Genomic DNA, 15,188 nt, shown 5'->3' with positions numbered 1-15,188 from the left:
GGTGCCCTGCTTGACGCGGGCCGGTTTGGACCATCGCCACATGACCGACAACGTGCAATTCGCCAGAATGAACGGGCTTGGAAACAAGATCCTCGTCGTCGACATGCGCGGTCGGAAAGACCGGGTGACGCCGGCAGCCGCGATCGCGCTCAATGCCGAAGCAGCAACTGCCTTCGACCAGATCATGGCGATCCACGACCCGAAGGCCACCGGCACCGATGCCTGGATCGACATCGTCAATTCCGATGGCTCCATGGCCCAGGCCTGTGGCAACGGCACGCGCTGCGTCGTCCAGGCGCTCGCCGCCGAAACCGGCAAGAAGGCCTTCCTCTTTCATACGGTCGCCGGCCTGCTCGAAGCCAAGGAACACGACGACGGCACCATATCCGTCGACATGGGAACCCCGCGCTTTGCCTGGAACGAAATCCCGCTTTCCGAGGAATTCCACGACACGCGCCGCATCGAGCTGCAGATCGGCCCGATCGACAATCCCGTGCTGCATTCGCCGTCGGTCGCCTCGATGGGTAATCCGCACGCGATCTTCTGGGTCGACAACGACGTCTGGTCCTACGATCTCGAGCGCTTCGGCCCGTTGCTCGAGAACCATCCGATCTTCCCTGAGCGCGCCAACATCTCGATTGCGCGTGTCCTTTCGCGTGGCGAGCTTGATCTGAGAACGTGGGAGCGTGGCGCCGGCCTGACGCTCGCCTGCGGCTCTGCCGCCTGTGCCGCTGCCGTCAGCGCCGCCCGCACCGAGCGCACCGACCGCAACGTCATCGTCAACGTGCCTGGCGGGCCGCTGACGATCGAATGGCGCGAGCGCGACGATCACGTGATCATGACCGGCCCGGCCGAATGGGAATGGTCCGGCACGCTGAACCCGACCACCGGCACCTGGCAGCGCGACGAGGCGAAGAGCGCGGGCAGCGGAGCGCGGGCGCTTTGAGCGGCGTCGAGGTCATAACCTTCGGCTGCCGTCTCAATACCTACGAATCCGAAGTGATGCGGGCCGAAGCCGAGAAGGCGGGGCTGAACAACGCCATCCTCGTCAACACCTGCGCCGTCACCGGCGAGGCGGTGCGCCAGGCGCGCCAAGCAATCCGTCGTGCCCGTCGCGACAATCCGCATGCGCGCATCATCGTCACCGGCTGCGCCGCGCAGACGGAAAAAGAGACCTTTGCCGAAATGGCCGAGGTCGACGCCGTGCTCGGCAACGAGGAGAAGCTGAAAAGCGCATCCTATCGCTCGCTGCCCGATTTCGGCGTTTCGGCGGAAGAGAAGCTGCGCGTCAACGATATCATGAGCGTGCGTGCGACGGCACCGCAGATGGTCAAGCACATCGACGGCCACGTGCGCGCCTTCATCCAGGTCCAGAACGGCTGCGATCATCGCTGCACCTTCTGTATCATTCCCTATGGCCGCGGCAATTCCCGCTCCGTGCCGATGGGTGCAGTGGTCGACCAGGCGCGCAAGCTCGTTGAAACAGGCTACTGCGAGATCGTGCTCACCGGCGTCGACGCGACCAGCTACGGCGCCGACCTGCCGGGTGCCCCGACGCTCGGCCTTCTCGCCAAGACGCTCTTGAAGCAGGTGCCGGAGATCCGCCGCCTGCGCCTTTCCTCGATCGACGGCATCGAGGCGGACAAACACCTCTTCGACCTGATCGCCGATGAAGCGCGCTTCATGCCGCATCTGCACCTGTCGCTGCAGCATGGCGACGACATGATCCTCAAGCGCATGAAACGCCGTCATTCGAGCGCCGATGCCCGTGCCTTCACCGATCAGGTCCGGCGGCTGCGCCCCGAGATCAGTCTCGGCGCCGACATGATCGCCGGCTTCCCAACGGAAACCGAAGAGATGTTCGAGAATGCCGCGAAGCTCGCCGAGGATTGCGGCATCGCCCATCTGCACGTCTTTCCCTATAGCCCGCGTCCTGGAACGCCGGCAGCACGTATGCCACAGCTCGATCGGGCGCTCGTCAAGGATCGCGCCGCGCGTCTGCGCGCGGTTGGCGCAACGCTCTACGCCCGCCACCTCGCAGGCATGGTCGGCAGCGAGCAGACGATCCTGGTCGAAAACAACGGGCTCGCCCACACACAAAACTTCACGCTCGTCGATGCCGCCGGCCTGAAGGCCCGCGCGCTTGTCCCGGTCTTAATCACCGGCCACAATGGCAAGCATCTGACGATGCAGGTAAAACAGATGGCTGCGGCCTGATTTATGCGGAATTCCTGAATGGCAATGGGTTTCATCAAGAGGATCTTCACCTTCGGCAAGGGCGCGGTGGAGGAAACGAAGCCGCCGGAAGGTGTGCCCGAGGAGACGATTGTCTCTTCGCCAGAGGTGGAGCCAAGTGTCGAGGTGGTGGAACCGTCTGCGCCTGTCGCCGCGGCTGAAATTGCCGAAGAGACCCCGGACGCCGCCTTCGAGCCGCCTGTCGATATCGAGACGCTGCCGCTCTCCGAGGACGATCCGGTGCTCGAAGCCGAGATCGAGACTGCGGGCGGTCCGGCTTCCGACGATGCCGAAGAGCTGACGCGTGACGAGGCCGGGGCCACACCGTTTGAGGACAGCGTTGCGATACTCCCTTCTGTCCCTTCGGGACATCTCCCCCAAAAGGAGGGAGATCAGACGGAGACCAAGGCAGCCATCGACAATGCGTCTCTAACCACCGAGACCGCGGAAGCTGTTGCCGACGAGAAGCCAGCGGATTCCCCAGCGGATTCCATTGAGATCGTCGTAACCTCCCACGTGGCCGAGACCATCGAGGGCACCGCAGAAGCGTTGCCAACTGCGGACGATGCCGAAGCGGAACTACGCGACATCACGACAGCCGAAACGCCCGTAGCTGACGCCGTGGGCGAGCCCAGCGCAATCTCCCCCCCTGTGGGGGAGATGCCCGGCAGGGCAAAGAGGGGTGAAGCCGCAGCCCTCCCCAAAAGCTTCGAAACCACAGAGAGCGACGCTGCAGAAGCAGTGGCCGAAGTCGCGCCGACCGAGGCCGGCGAAGCAGAGGTAGCCGCCGCAGCCCCTGCCCTTCCCAAGGGCTTCGCGACCACCGACAACAAGCCCAAGGACGAGCCCCTCGCCGCGCCGAAGGAAAAGGTCACCTGGTACCAGCGCCTGCGCCGCGGCCTTGCCCGCACCTCGTCGCAACTGACCGGCCAGATCGCCAGTCTCTTCACCAAGCGCAAGCTCGATGAAGCAACGCTGCAGGACCTTGAAGACCTGCTGATCCAGGCCGACCTCGGCGTCGAAACCGCGATGCGCATCACCGACACGCTCGCCTCCGAGCGCTATGGCAAGGATGTCTCCGGCGAGGACGTCTCGCGCATCATGGCCGGCGAGATCACCAAGGTGCTTTCGCCCGTCGCCAAGCCGCTGGAGCTCGACCTCAGCCACAAGCCGCATGTCATTCTGGTGGTCGGCGTCAACGGTACCGGCAAGACCACGACGATCGGCAAGCTCGCCGCCAAGCTTTCGGGCGCAGGCCTCAAGGTCATGCTTGCCGCCGGCGACACCTTCCGCGCCGCGGCGATCGAGCAGCTGAAGATCTGGGCGGAGCGCACCAAGTCCGACATCGTTTCCTCCAAGCTCGGCGCCGATGCCGCCGGTCTCGCCTATGAAGCGTTCCAGCAGGCGCGCGAGAAGAAGTCCGACGTGCTGATCATCGACACCGCCGGCCGCCTGCAGAACAAGGCGGAGCTGATGGCCGAACTTGAGAAGATCGTGCGCGTGCTCGGCAAGCTCGATCCGGATGCACCGCACACGGTGCTCCAAACGCTCGATGCCACGACCGGACAGAACGCGCTGCAGCAGGTGGAGATCTTCCGCAATATCGCCGGCGTCAGCGGTCTGATCATGACCAAGCTCGACGGCACGGCGCGCGGCGGCATCCTCGTTGCCATCTCCGCCAGGCACAAGCTGCCGGTCTACTTCATCGGCGTCGGTGAAGGCATCGACGATCTGGAGCCTTTCGAGGCCAAGGATTTCGCCGAGGCGATCGCCGGCGTTGCCGCCTGACGAGGCCGTTCTGCGCCCGCGCATTTGCGCGAGCCCGTTGCCTTGATATGGTTTTGCCGCAAAGCTGGTGTTATGAGCAGCAGGCACATGCAGAAACAGGACCCGGAAATGTCGTCGATCGAGGCTACCAAGCCGCAGAAGGAAGTCAGCCCCTTGCTCAAGATGGTGCTGGAGCTTGGACCGCTGATGGTCTTCTTCTTCGCCAATTCGCGCGGCGAATGGCTGGCCGGGCATTTTCCGGCGCTCGCCGAGCTCGGCGGCCCGATCTTCATCGCCACCGGCCTGTTCATGGCCGCGACCGCGATCGCGCTCGCCGTCTCGTGGATGCTGACCCGCACCCTGCCGATGATGCCGCTGATCTCAGGCATCGTCGTCTTCGTCTTCGGTGCGCTGACGCTGTGGCTGCAGAACGACACCTTCATCAAGATGAAGCCGACGATCGTCAACACGCTGTTCGGCGCGATCCTGCTCGGCGGTCTTCTCTTCGGTAAGTCGCTGCTCGGCTACGTCTTTCACTCCGCCTTCAAGCTCGACGAGGACGGCTGGCGCAAGCTCACGCTGCGCTGGGGCCTGTTCTTCCTGTTCCTGGCCGTGCTCAACGAAGTGGTCTGGCGTTCGTTCTCGACCGATTTCTGGGTCGCCTTCAAGGTCTGGGGCACGATGCCGATCACCATCCTCTTCACGCTCGCCCAGATGCCCTTGATCATGAAACATTCGCTTGACCAGGAGAACGCCGAGTGAGCACCGCGCTTGAGGAGAATGACAGCCGCAACCGGCACGCACTCCTCTGGCTCGCCGCCTGTTTCGCGGTTCTGCTGATACAGATCGTCACCCAGCATCTGATGAGTCGCATCTGGATCTGCGACTGCGGCTACGTCAAACTCTTCGAACCCGTCGTCAAATCCAGCGGCAACTCGCAGCACATCGCCGACTGGTACACACCTTCCCACATCATCCACGGCTTCCTGTTCTACGGCCTCGGCCACCTGCTTTTGCGCCGCAAGCCGCTGACGGCAAAGCTCTTCCTGGCGATGGCGATCGAATCCGCCTGGGAAATCGCCGAAAACACCCCCATGGTGATCAACCGCTACCGATCGGCGACGATCTCGCTCGACTATTTCGGCGACAGCATCCTGAATTCGACCATGGACACCCTGGCGATGGTCGCGGGCTTTATGTTCGCGGCCCGCATGCCCGTCTGGCTGACGGTCACGATCGCCATCGTCTTCGAGCTTTTCACCGGCTGGCTGATCCGCGACAATCTCACTTTGAACGTGCTGATGCTGGTCTGGCCGCTCGATGCCGTCAGGGACTGGCAGGCTGGGATTTAGTCGGGCTCGTCTCCGGCGCGCCCGTCGAATCCGGCTTGCACAGCTTGCCCAGCGCATATGGGCAATGCAGTCTCATCAAGCTTTTGCTCGGATATCACAGGGATCCAGCAGCCGCGCGTCCGCGCGGCGGAAGACTTAACCGCGCTAGCTTCCGGTAACCGGAAAGAGAAAGCCCCACGCGCCGCCGACGCGGTGCGGCTGGTTTCCTGTGACAAGCACAGGAATGAGGCAAGGTAGGTGATCCGCCCGGAAACCACTAAGCCGTTGGCAGCATTTCCAAACTACCACTCACGAGCCCGCAACGGCCTTCTCGATCGCCGGCAGCAGTCCATTCTTGACGCTGTTCTCGTCGAACGGGCCGACACGCTTGTAGAGGATCGTGCCATCGGCGCCGACCAGATAGGATTCCGGAATACCGTAGACACCCCAATCGATCGCCGCCTTGCCGCGGGGGTCGACGCCGACGGCGGAAAATGGATTGCCGAGCTCGCCGAGGAAACGCAGCGCGTTTTCGTTCTGGTCCTTGTAATTGATGCCGACGACGGTGAGCCGCGGGTCCTTCGACAGTTCCAGAATGAAGGGATGCTCCTGACGGCAGGGCACGCACCAGGAGGCCCAGACGTTGACGAGCGTCAGCTTGCCTTTGATCGCCACGTCGGTCAGCGCCGGCATCGGCTGGCCATCGCGGGTCGCCCCTTCGAGTGCAGGAAGGTCGAGTTTCGGCGCCTTCGTGCCGATCAGTGCGGACGGGATCTCGCTCACGTCCTTGCCGGAATTGAGTTGGCTCCAGAAGATCGCCGCAAGCCCGGCGAAAATGATGAGCGGCAGTGCCGCGAGCACGAAACGCATCGGCCCCGGTTTGCGCTCGTCGCTGCCGGGCGCAGGAGTGCTGGTCATCGTGTCTCTCCCGATGCCGGTTCGGCGGAGCGCCTGCGAATGCCCGAGGCTTCGAGTTCGGCAAGCTCACGCCGACGCGCGCGCCCATCCAGAACCACCCAGGCGATCAGGCCTAGAACCGTCAGCGTCGCTATTCCATAGCTGGTAAAGACGTAGGCGGCGTGGCTCATCATTTCGTGCGGCCTCCCCGGCCGGCGCTACGCGCCGCCAGACGGCGCAGCGCCGTGACGCGCCGGCGCAGGATTTCGTTGCGCATGGCGGCGATGTGCAGCGTGAAGAACAGTAGCGTGAAGGCAACCGCCATCACGATCAGCGGCCACAGGAACTCCGGATCGATCGTCGGCCCATCGAGCCGCATGACGCTCGCCGGCTGATGCAGCGTGTTCCACCATTCGACCGAGAACTTGATGATCGGGATATTGACGAAACCGACGAGCACCAGCACCGCGGAAACCTTGGAAGACCGCGCAGGATCGTCGATCGCGCGGTTGAGCGCCATCAGTCCCAGATACATGAGGAACAGCACAAAGACCGAGGTCAGCCGCGCGTCCCAGACCCACCAGGTGCCCCACATCGGCTTGCCCCAGAGCGAGCCGGTGACGAGCGCCAGGAAGGTGAAACAGGCGCCGATCGGTGCTGCCGCGCGCGAAGAAACATCTGCCAGCGGATGGCGCCAAACGAGCGTGCCAAGCGCTGCCAGCGCCATCACCGAATAGCACATCATCGACAGCCAGGCGGCCGGAACATGCACATACATGATGCGCACCGTCTCGCCCTGCTGGTAGTCGCCTTCTGTGGCGAAGGACAGCCAGAGGCCGACGGCGAAGAACAGCGCGGTCAGGCCGGCAAGCCACGGCAGCAGACGGTCGGCCAGCGCCAGGAACCGTGTCGGGTTGGCGAGGTCGCTGAATTTGCGGATGGCCAGGCTGTTTTCGCTCATGATGGCTCTTTAACGCTTAAGTCCCCCTGCTGCAATTGATCCGCGTCAATCGACCGATCACGATCAGTTGGGGCCTTCAATCATAAACGTGATCGATCTGAAGGACTTAGCGACGGCTGCGACGGAAAACCGCAAACTGTTTCAGCCGTTCCGCTCCTATTGCGTCAATCGGACGCGTGCCGAAGTGCTGCGGCGGCGGCAACCGGCCCGATGACGGCAAAGAACAGGGTGATCGCCGCGAGGATCATCAGGGGCGGCAGGAACGGCGCCGGGTCCTCGATCGCCGCATAGACGGCGCTGACGCCGAAGATCAGCACCGGGATCGCAAGCGGCAGCACCAGGATCGACACCAGCAGCCCGCCGCGTGGCAGCGACACGGCGACGGCAGCGCCGACCGCACCGATGAAGGTGATCGCCGGCGTGCCGATCAGAAGCGTCAGCATGGTGGCGCCGATCGCGATCTCGCTCATGTTCATGAAGAGACCGAGCAAGGGCGAGGCGATCACCAGCGGCAGGCCGGTCGCTGCCCAATGGGCCGCGCATTTGACGAAGACGGTGAAAAGCAGCGGCGTCTCCTGCATCAGCATCAGGTCGAGCGAACCGTCGTCCCGCTCCGCCTGGAACAGGCGGTCGAGACCGAGTAGCGAGGCGAGCAGCGCGCCGATCCAGAGGATCGCCGGGCCGATGCGCGAAAGCAGGTTCAGATCCGGGCCGACGCCGAAGGGAATGACCGCGACCACGGTCATGAAGAAGAGCACGCCGATCATCGCGCCGCCGCCGGCGCGTATCGACAGCTTCAGATCGCGGAAGAAGAGCGCGATCATGCCGGCACTCTCCCGGCAGCGAGCACGGACGCGCTTTTACGCATCATGCCAGAGCCCTCCCGCGAAATGCTCGAAGCCCTTCATGTGCAATTCCCTCGTTTGATCGAGCCCCAGCGGTTGATGCGTCGCTGCGATCACGATGCCGCCCTTCCCGAGATGCGCCTTTACCAGGTCGGCAAACAGCCGATCGGCGCCGGCGTCGAGTGCCGCGGTCGGCTCGTCGAGAATCCAGATCGGGCGATGGGCGACGAGCAGCTTCGCCATCGCCATGCGGCGTTGCTGACCGGCCGAGAGATATCCGAAGGGCAGATGCGCGATATCAGGCAGGCCGACCGCTTCGACCGCCTCGGTAAGAGCGATTCCGACGCCGCCGGGCGAATCGCCCATGAAACGCTGCCAGAAGGAAAGATTTTCTGCGACGGTCAATTCGCGCTTCATCGCGTTGCGATGCCCGAGATAGTGGCTGAGCTCCGATGGGTGAGCTATTTCTGGGGGGGCGTTCTCAAGTTTCAAATGTCCGCTTTCGGGGCTCAGCAACCCGGCCAGAACCCGCAGCAAAGTCGACTTTCCCGAGCCGTTCGGCCCCGTCACCACAAGGGCCTCACCGGTATCGAGCGCAAAGGAAATATCGTTAAAAATCAGATCCTCGCCGCGCTTCGCACTCAAACCTTCAGCCAGCAGGCGCATGAATATTAGACTTCCCTTCGCGTGTCTTCCGCAGAGCAAAAAAAGTTCCAATTGGACCTTCGTTGCTCTGGCACGTTTTGGAGAAATTATCTATAAGGCGGCCAACACGCCAGCGGTCGGCGTGAATTTCATCCTAGCGCCGAACATGGAATGAATTTCCACGTACGGACAGCGGAAATGGCCGCACCCGCATCCCAATTCGCGCTTCATTGCGCTCGGGCGTTCGTACGTCAGTTTTTGGCGATCAGACGGAACGGGGTATTATCCAGTGTCCAAATCCCTAGACAGCTTCAATTGTCGCTCCACGCTCACCGTCAACGGTGTGGACTACGTCTATTACAGCCTGCCCAAGGCGGAGGCGAACGGTCTCGCCGGCGTTTCCAAGCTGCCCTACTCGATGAAGGTTCTGCTCGAGAACCTGCTGCGCAATGAAGACGGCCGCTCCGTCACCAAGAAGGACATCGAGAACGTTGCCGCCTGGCTCAACGACAAGGGCACGGCTGAAAACGAAATCGCCTACCGCCCGGCCCGCGTGCTGATGCAGGACTTCACCGGCGTTCCCGCCGTCGTCGACCTCGCTGCCATGCGCGACGCCATGGTCTCGCTCGGCGGCGACCCGGAAAAGATCAACCCGCTCGTTCCCGTCGACCTCGTCATCGACCACTCCGTCATCGTCGACGAATTCGGCACGCCGAACGCCTTTGCCCGCAACGTCGAGCTGGAATACCAGCGCAACGGCGAGCGCTACCGCTTCCTGAAGTGGGGCCAGCAGGCGTTCAAGAACTTCCGCGTCGTTCCGCCCGGCACCGGCATCTGTCACCAGGTCAATCTGGAGTATCTGGGCCAGACCGTCTGGACCCGTGAAGAAGACGGCGAAATCACCGCCTACCCGGACACCTGCGTCGGCACCGACAGCCACACCACGATGATCAACGGCCTGGGCGTTCTCGGCTGGGGCGTCGGCGGCATCGAGGCGGAAGCTGCCATGCTCGGCCAGCCGGTTTCCATGCTTTTGCCTGAGGTCATCGGCTTCAAGCTGACGGGCAAGCTGAAAGAGGGCGTCACCGCGACCGACCTCGTGCTCATGGTCGTTCAGATGCTGCGCAAGAAGGGCGTGGTCTCGAAGTTCGTCGAATTCTTCGGCCCGGGCCTCGACAACATGACGCTCGCTGACCGTGCGACCATCGGCAACATGGGTCCGGAATACGGCGCGACCTGCGGCTTCTTCCCGGTCGACAGCGAAACCATCAACTACCTCACCATGTCCGGCCGCGAAGAGCAGCGCATTTCGCTCGTCGAAGCCTATTCCAAGGCCCAGGGCATGTGGCGCGACGGTGACGGCTCGGAGCTTGTCTTTACCGACACGCTGGAACTCGACCTCGGCGACGTCGTTCCCGCTATGGCTGGTCCGAAGCGTCCAGAAGGCCGCATCCCGCTCGAAAGCATCGCATCCGGTTTCGCAACCGCGCTCGAAGGCGACTACAAGAAGCCGGGCCAGCTTTCGAACCGCTACGCCGTCGATGGCACCGACTTCGATCTCGGCCATGGCGACGTTGCCATCGCTGCGATCACGTCGTGCACCAACACCTCCAACCCGTCGGTGCTGATTGCAGCCGGCCTGCTCGCCCGCAACGCGGTTGCCAAGGGCCTGAAGTCCAAGCCGTGGGTCAAGACCTCGCTGGCACCGGGATCGCAGGTCGTCGGTGAATACCTCGCCAAGTCGGGCCTGCAGAAGGACCTCGACGCACTCGGCTTCAACCTCGTCGGCTTCGGCTGCACCACCTGCATCGGCAACTCCGGTCCGCTGCCGGCCCCGATCTCGAAGACGATCAACGACAAGGGCCTGATTGCTGCCGGCGTTCTCTCCGGCAACCGCAACTTCGAAGGCCGTATCTCGCCGGACGTTCAGGCGAACTACCTCGCCTCGCCGCCGCTCGTCGTTGCCTATGCACTCGCCGGTACGGTCCAGAAGGACCTGACCAACGAACCGCTCGGCGAAGACAAGGACGGCAACCCGGTGTTCCTCAAGGACATCTGGCCGACCTCCAAGGAAATCCAGGAGTTCATCTTCAAGTACGTCACCCGTGAACTCTACGCGACCAAGTATGCCGACGTCTTCAAGGGCGACGAAAACTGGCAGGCCGTTCAGGTTCCTCCGGGCCAGACCTACGCCTGGGACGATGGCTCGACCTACGTGCAGAACCCACCCTACTTCGTCGGCATGGGCAAGTCCGGCTCAGGCATCTCGGACATCAAGGGCGCGCGCGTCCTCGGTCTGTTCGGCGACAAGATCACCACCGACCACATCTCGCCGGCCGGTTCGATCAAGGCTGCCTCGCCGGCTGGTGCCTACCTCATCGGTCATGGCGTCGGCGTTGCCGACTTCAACCAGTACGGTACCCGTCGCGGCAACCATGAGGTGATGATGCGCGGCACGTTTGCCAACATCCGCATCCGTAACCACATGCTCGGCCCGAACGGCAAGGAAGGTGGCTACACCATCCACTATCCGTCGAAGGAAGAGATGTCGATCTACGACGCCGCCATGCAGTACAAGGAAGAGGGCGTTCCGCTCGTCATCTTCGCCGGCGTCGAATACGGCAACGGTTCGTCGCGCGACTGGGCTGCGAAGGGCACCAACCTGCTCGGCGTCAAGGCCGTCATCGCGCAGTCCTTCGAGCGTATCCACCGCTCGAACCTGGTCGGCATGGGCGTCATCCCCTTCGTCTTCGAAGAGGGCACGACCTGGGAATCGCTGGGCCTCAAGGGCGATGAAATCGTCACCATCGACAACCTCGCCAATGTCCAGCCGCGCGAAAAGCGCGTTGCCAAGGTCACCTATGGCGACGGCAGCGTGAAGGAAATTCCGCTGATCTGCCGGATCGATACGCTGGACGAAGTGACCTACGTCAACAACGGCGGCATCCTGCAGACGGTTCTGCGCGACCTCGCCGCCTGATCGCCAGACCATGGCAAAGCATTGGAGCCGGGACGTCGAAAGGCGCCCCGGCTCTTTCTTTGGTCGTCAAATCCCAAAACGTCCCAACACAAGCCCGTGCTCACCCGTCACCTCACTCCAACGTGACTTCCCGTTGATGCGTGGCCGGCGTATGTAATGAACTCCCCCATAAGGAGTAGGCCGACGGCCCCCAACGAAGTGACGCCATGACATCCGCAGACCGTTCTTTCATTCGCCCTTTTGCACTGGCTTTCGGGCTGTTCGCAGCCGCTGGTGCACCGGCCGGGGCACAGGACGGACAGGTGATCAAAGGCGTCGTGGAACTGTTCACCAGCCAGGGCTGTTCCTCCTGCCCGCCGGCCGATGCGGCACTGAAGGCCCTTGTCGATGGCGGTGACGTCGTGGCGCTCGCCTACCATGTCGACTACTGGAACTATCTCGGTTGGGCGGACACCCTGGCCTCCAAGGAAAATACCGAACGGCAATACGCCTATGCGCGCATGCTCGGCCGCAATGGCGTCTATACGCCCCAGGCGATCCTGAACGGGCGCGACCATGTCAACGGCGGCAATCTTCAGGCGATCAAGACGCGGCTGGAGACGATGAAGGCCGAAGGCAAGGGGCTTGCCGTTCCCGTCGAGGCGAAGATTGAGGGCGAAGAAATCCAGATCAACGTCGGTAGCGGCATCGGCAAGGCGAACGTCGTCGTCGTCTATTTCGACCGCGCGAAAGTGGTGAAGATGGAGAAGGGGGAGAACAGCGGCAAGGAAATCCCCTACTGGCATGCCGTGCGCGACATTCAGACGATCGGCATGTGGGACGGAAAGCCGGCAACCTTCACCCTTCCCGCAACGGTTCTGACCGAGCGGCCCGGCAACAGCGGCTGTGCCGTTCTCTTGCAATCGATGAAGGACAAGGAAACGCCGGGCGCGATCATCGGCGCCACGGCCGTGCTCGCCGGCCCGCAAGGCAAATTGTAAGCGGGCGCGGCGCAAGGGGGTGGTTCGGCCCGGCAGCATCGAGGGGCTGGGGCTGAGGGTTCGAAGTTACCGGACCGAACCGGCCATGGCTGCGTTCGGTGAACTCCCGCAGCATGACGACCTGACCGGACATACGGTGGCAACGACTCTGTCCGTCAGCGCTCGCGAGTTTTGCGGTGAATTGGGGCGGCGATTTGACTGAAATGGGGCAGAGGTAAGAAATGCCCTCTTCGTCCAACGGCTTCCGGCTTGCTTTTCGGCTCACGTCAGGCACACTGTTATCGTTCTGTCACAACAGAAGGCCGGATTGCCGATGACCGATGAGCCGGATTTGCCGCAAGGCGAGGCGCGCCATCAGCGCGAGACCACTTCCGAAGTGGTCGTCCATCTTCACGAATACAAGAACGCCAAGAACCCTCCCCCCATCACTTTCCATCGCCGCGAGTTGGACCAGATCCTTTGGGTCTACGGTCGAATGGTCGGCGAAGGCGAATGGCGGGACTACGCCATCGACCACCTGAAGGACCGCGCGGTCTTCTCGGTGTTCAAGCGTTCGGGAGAAATGCCGCTCTACCGGATCGAGAAGAACCCGAAGCTGTCGACGAAACAGGGCGCCTATAGCGTGCTGAACATTCACGGCACGATCCTGAAACGCGGCCACGAGCTCGCCCAGGTGCTCAAGGTGTTCGACAAGGTCCTGAAGCTGGTGGAAACCTGAAGCAGGTCGCGCAAAACTACGCAGCGGTTTTGCAATAACGACCTGCGAAATATCAGAAGCTTGAAGCGCTGGGAGCGGACCTGCAAGATCGCGACGCGCCTTAAGACCTGATCCGCACCGGCGTCCCGGTGAGATGCGCGGCGACCTCTTCCGACGCAGGGCTTTGACCCGCCCCGGGACGGCCGACTGCAATCAGCGCATGTCGGGCGTCCGCGAGGCGACGATCAGTTCTGATAGAGCGTGTCTGGATAGACGTCTTCCGGCGGATCGCTCTTCTGGCCCTCGCCAAGCGCGAGCTGCATGATCGCCGTGTCGAGCCAACGGCCATGCTTGAAGCCGGTCGCTTTCATCGTGCCCTGATGCTCGAAGCCGAGCGAACTGTGTACGGCGATCGATGCCGGGTGGGCACCGCCGATCACCGCAACCATCTGCCGGAAGCCGAGCTCGGTGCAACGACGAATGAGTTCGACGAGCAGCGCCTTGCCAGCACCCTTGCCGCGCGCTTCCGGCGCCAGGTAGATCGAATCCTCGACCAGAAAGCGATAGGCCGTGCGCGTCCGGAAGGCGGACGCATAGGCATAGCCGACGATCGATCCGCTGCCATCGCATGCGACCACATAGGGGTAGCCGTTGCCGATGATCGTCTCGAAGCGGTTTCGCATCTCCGCTTCGGAAGGAGGTTCGATCTCATAGGTGGCGACGCCGTTCAGTACGGATTCGCGATAGATCGCTGCGATGGCAGGAAGGTCGGCCAAGGTGGCGTCACGCAGACTCAGGGACATGGCGGTAAACTGCATCTCGAGGTTTCGTCGTCCTTTACTCCCATGGGGGCCGGGACGCGATCAACTATTTCCGGCAACAAAAAAGGCGGCCGAGGCCGCCTTTTCCGCTATTCGTTTCAAGCTTAGTTGTTCCGGTTGCCCATGAACTGCAGCAGGAACATGAACAGGTTGATGAAGTCGAGGTAGAGCGTCAGCGCGCCCATGATCGCCTTGCGGCCGGCAACGGTGCTGTCATCGGCTTCGTAGTACATTTCCTTGATCTTCTGCGTGTCGTAGGCGGTGAGGCCAGCGAAGATCAGAACACCGATCACGGAGATCGCGAAGCCGAGGGCCGACGAAGCAAGGAAGATGTTGACGATCGACGCGATGATCAGGCCGAAGAGGCCCATGATCAGGAACGTGCCGAAGCCCGACAGGTCCTTCTTGGTCGTGTAGCCGTAGAGCGACAGAGCGCCGAACGAAGCGGCCGTGACGAAGAACGTCTGCACGATGCTCTGGCCGGTGAAGACCAGGAAGATCGACGACAGAGACAGGCCCATCAGGGCGGCATAGATCCAGAACGTCGTCTGTGCTGCGGAGACGCTCATCGAATTAATGCGGAAGCTCATGAAGAAGACCATCGCCAGCGGCGCCAGCATCACGACCCACTTCAGGGGCGAAGCGTAGATGAGCTGGGCGAATGCCGGATTGGAGGCGGCAAGCGCATAGGTTCCGTAAGCTGCCACGCCGGTGATCGCCAGGCCCAGGGCCATCAGGTTGTAGACCTTCAGCATGTACGCGCGAAGGCCCTCATCGATCACGGCACCCGCCTGAGCGCCGGCGGGCGACATTCGGGTTTGGTAGTTTCTCAGATCAGCCATTGTTTCCTCATTTAAGCTCCGGTGGAAGTTACGGTGTCGGGCGGCGAACAGTCTCGCTTTGGAAGGCTGGCTTCCACGCCCAGGCGCCGCTGCGGAGCTCCAGCATGCCTGTGGATAAATATGATGCCGAAACCCGTTGCGTACAAGACCCGAAGCCCCTGGATTCGAACGCATCCGGCCGTTTCCG

At 62.5% G+C, this 15,188-nt stretch carries 15 protein-coding genes; 8 read left to right on the top strand and 7 right to left on the bottom strand.

Annotated features, from left to right (window positions below):
- Nucleotides 1–40 precede the first annotated feature (40 nt).
- From dapF to BLU35_RS11110, 5 genes are all read left to right on the top strand, one after another.
- The gene (gene dapF / locus BLU35_RS11130; protein ID WP_176907211.1) at nt 41–946 is read left to right on the top strand and encodes a diaminopimelate epimerase; all 906 of its coding nucleotides are present in this window, start codon (nt 41–43) and stop codon (nt 944–946) included.
- Nucleotides 943–2,217: a tRNA (N(6)-L-threonylcarbamoyladenosine(37)-C(2))-methylthiotransferase MtaB gene (gene mtaB, locus BLU35_RS11125; protein WP_093233078.1), complete on the top strand. Its 1,275-nt coding sequence runs from the start codon at nt 943–945 to the stop codon at nt 2,215–2,217. The genes dapF and mtaB overlap by 4 nt, the downstream gene beginning before the upstream one ends.
- Before the next feature lie 18 nt (nt 2,218–2,235).
- On the top strand, nt 2,236–4,023 hold the full coding sequence (ftsY, locus tag BLU35_RS11120; RefSeq protein WP_093233077.1) for a signal recognition particle-docking protein FtsY: 1,788 nt from the start codon (nt 2,236–2,238) through the stop codon (nt 4,021–4,023).
- Nucleotides 4,024–4,131: 108 nt separating this feature from the next.
- Nucleotides 4,132–4,764, top strand: coding sequence for a septation protein A (locus BLU35_RS11115; RefSeq protein ID WP_093233170.1), 633 nt, complete (start codon nt 4,132–4,134; stop codon nt 4,762–4,764).
- On the top strand, nt 4,761–5,354 hold the full coding sequence (locus BLU35_RS11110; RefSeq protein ID WP_093233076.1) for a DUF2585 domain-containing protein: 594 nt from the start codon (nt 4,761–4,763) through the stop codon (nt 5,352–5,354). Before BLU35_RS11115 ends, BLU35_RS11110 begins: the two co-directional genes overlap by 4 nt.
- Before the next feature lie 288 nt (nt 5,355–5,642).
- On the opposite strand, the gene BLU35_RS11105 is transcribed toward BLU35_RS11110, so the two are convergent.
- The 5 genes from BLU35_RS11105 to ccmA all read right to left on the bottom strand — a co-directional run bounded on the left by BLU35_RS11105 (nt 5,643) and on the right by ccmA (nt 8,702).
- Complete coding sequence (locus BLU35_RS11105; protein ID WP_058321685.1) at nt 5,643–6,251, bottom strand: DsbE family thiol:disulfide interchange protein; 609 nt, start codon at nt 6,249–6,251, stop codon at nt 5,643–5,645.
- Nucleotides 6,248–6,424 carry a heme exporter protein CcmD gene (gene ccmD, locus BLU35_RS11100; RefSeq protein WP_082640735.1) on the bottom strand — a complete coding sequence of 59 codons (177 nt, stop codon included), beginning with the start codon at nt 6,422–6,424 and terminating at the stop codon, nt 6,248–6,250. The genes BLU35_RS11105 and ccmD overlap by 4 nt, the downstream gene beginning before the upstream one ends.
- Nucleotides 6,421–7,191: a heme ABC transporter permease gene (locus tag BLU35_RS11095; protein WP_058325741.1), complete on the bottom strand. Its 771-nt coding sequence runs from the start codon at nt 7,189–7,191 to the stop codon at nt 6,421–6,423. Before BLU35_RS11095 ends, ccmD begins: the two co-directional genes overlap by 4 nt.
- A gap of 164 nt (nt 7,192–7,355) precedes the next feature.
- A complete protein-coding gene (gene ccmB / locus BLU35_RS11090; protein ID WP_034802831.1) occupies nt 7,356–8,015 on the bottom strand; it encodes a heme exporter protein CcmB in 660 nt (219 codons plus the stop codon).
- 36 nt (nt 8,016–8,051) lie between these two features.
- A complete protein-coding gene (gene ccmA / locus BLU35_RS11085) occupies nt 8,052–8,702 on the bottom strand; it encodes a heme ABC exporter ATP-binding protein CcmA (protein ID WP_057254912.1) in 651 nt (216 codons plus the stop codon).
- A gap of 268 nt (nt 8,703–8,970) precedes the next feature.
- Between ccmA and acnA the strand changes: the two genes are divergently transcribed.
- The 3 genes from acnA to BLU35_RS11070 all read left to right on the top strand — a co-directional run bounded on the left by acnA (nt 8,971) and on the right by BLU35_RS11070 (nt 13,359).
- Entirely contained in the window at nt 8,971–11,661 is a 2,691-nt protein-coding gene (gene acnA / locus BLU35_RS11080; RefSeq protein WP_093233075.1) for an aconitate hydratase AcnA, read from the top strand.
- A gap of 206 nt (nt 11,662–11,867) precedes the next feature.
- Entirely contained in the window at nt 11,868–12,641 is a 774-nt protein-coding gene (locus BLU35_RS11075) for a DUF1223 domain-containing protein (RefSeq protein ID WP_082616169.1), read from the top strand.
- A gap of 313 nt (nt 12,642–12,954) precedes the next feature.
- Nucleotides 12,955–13,359: a DUF2794 domain-containing protein gene (locus BLU35_RS11070; protein WP_058325742.1), complete on the top strand. Its 405-nt coding sequence runs from the start codon at nt 12,955–12,957 to the stop codon at nt 13,357–13,359.
- Nucleotides 13,360–13,583: 224 nt separating this feature from the next.
- Here BLU35_RS11070 and BLU35_RS11065 read toward each other — a convergent pair whose 3' ends face one another.
- Both BLU35_RS11065 and BLU35_RS11060 read right to left on the bottom strand, forming a co-directional pair.
- A complete protein-coding gene (locus tag BLU35_RS11065) occupies nt 13,584–14,141 on the bottom strand; it encodes a GNAT family N-acetyltransferase (RefSeq protein ID WP_058321793.1) in 558 nt (185 codons plus the stop codon).
- A 122-nt stretch (nt 14,142–14,263) separates the two neighbouring features.
- A complete protein-coding gene (locus tag BLU35_RS11060) occupies nt 14,264–15,001 on the bottom strand; it encodes a Bax inhibitor-1/YccA family protein (protein ID WP_057254909.1) in 738 nt (245 codons plus the stop codon).
- Nucleotides 15,002–15,188: the final 187 nt, after the last annotated feature.

The sequence above is a fragment of the Sinorhizobium sp. NFACC03 genome (genome assembly GCF_900103435.1).
Classification (GTDB): domain Bacteria; phylum Pseudomonadota; class Alphaproteobacteria; order Rhizobiales; family Rhizobiaceae; genus Ensifer.
The sequence above is the reverse complement of the archived record's forward strand: the minus strand, read 5'-3'. Positions and strand labels throughout refer to the sequence as shown.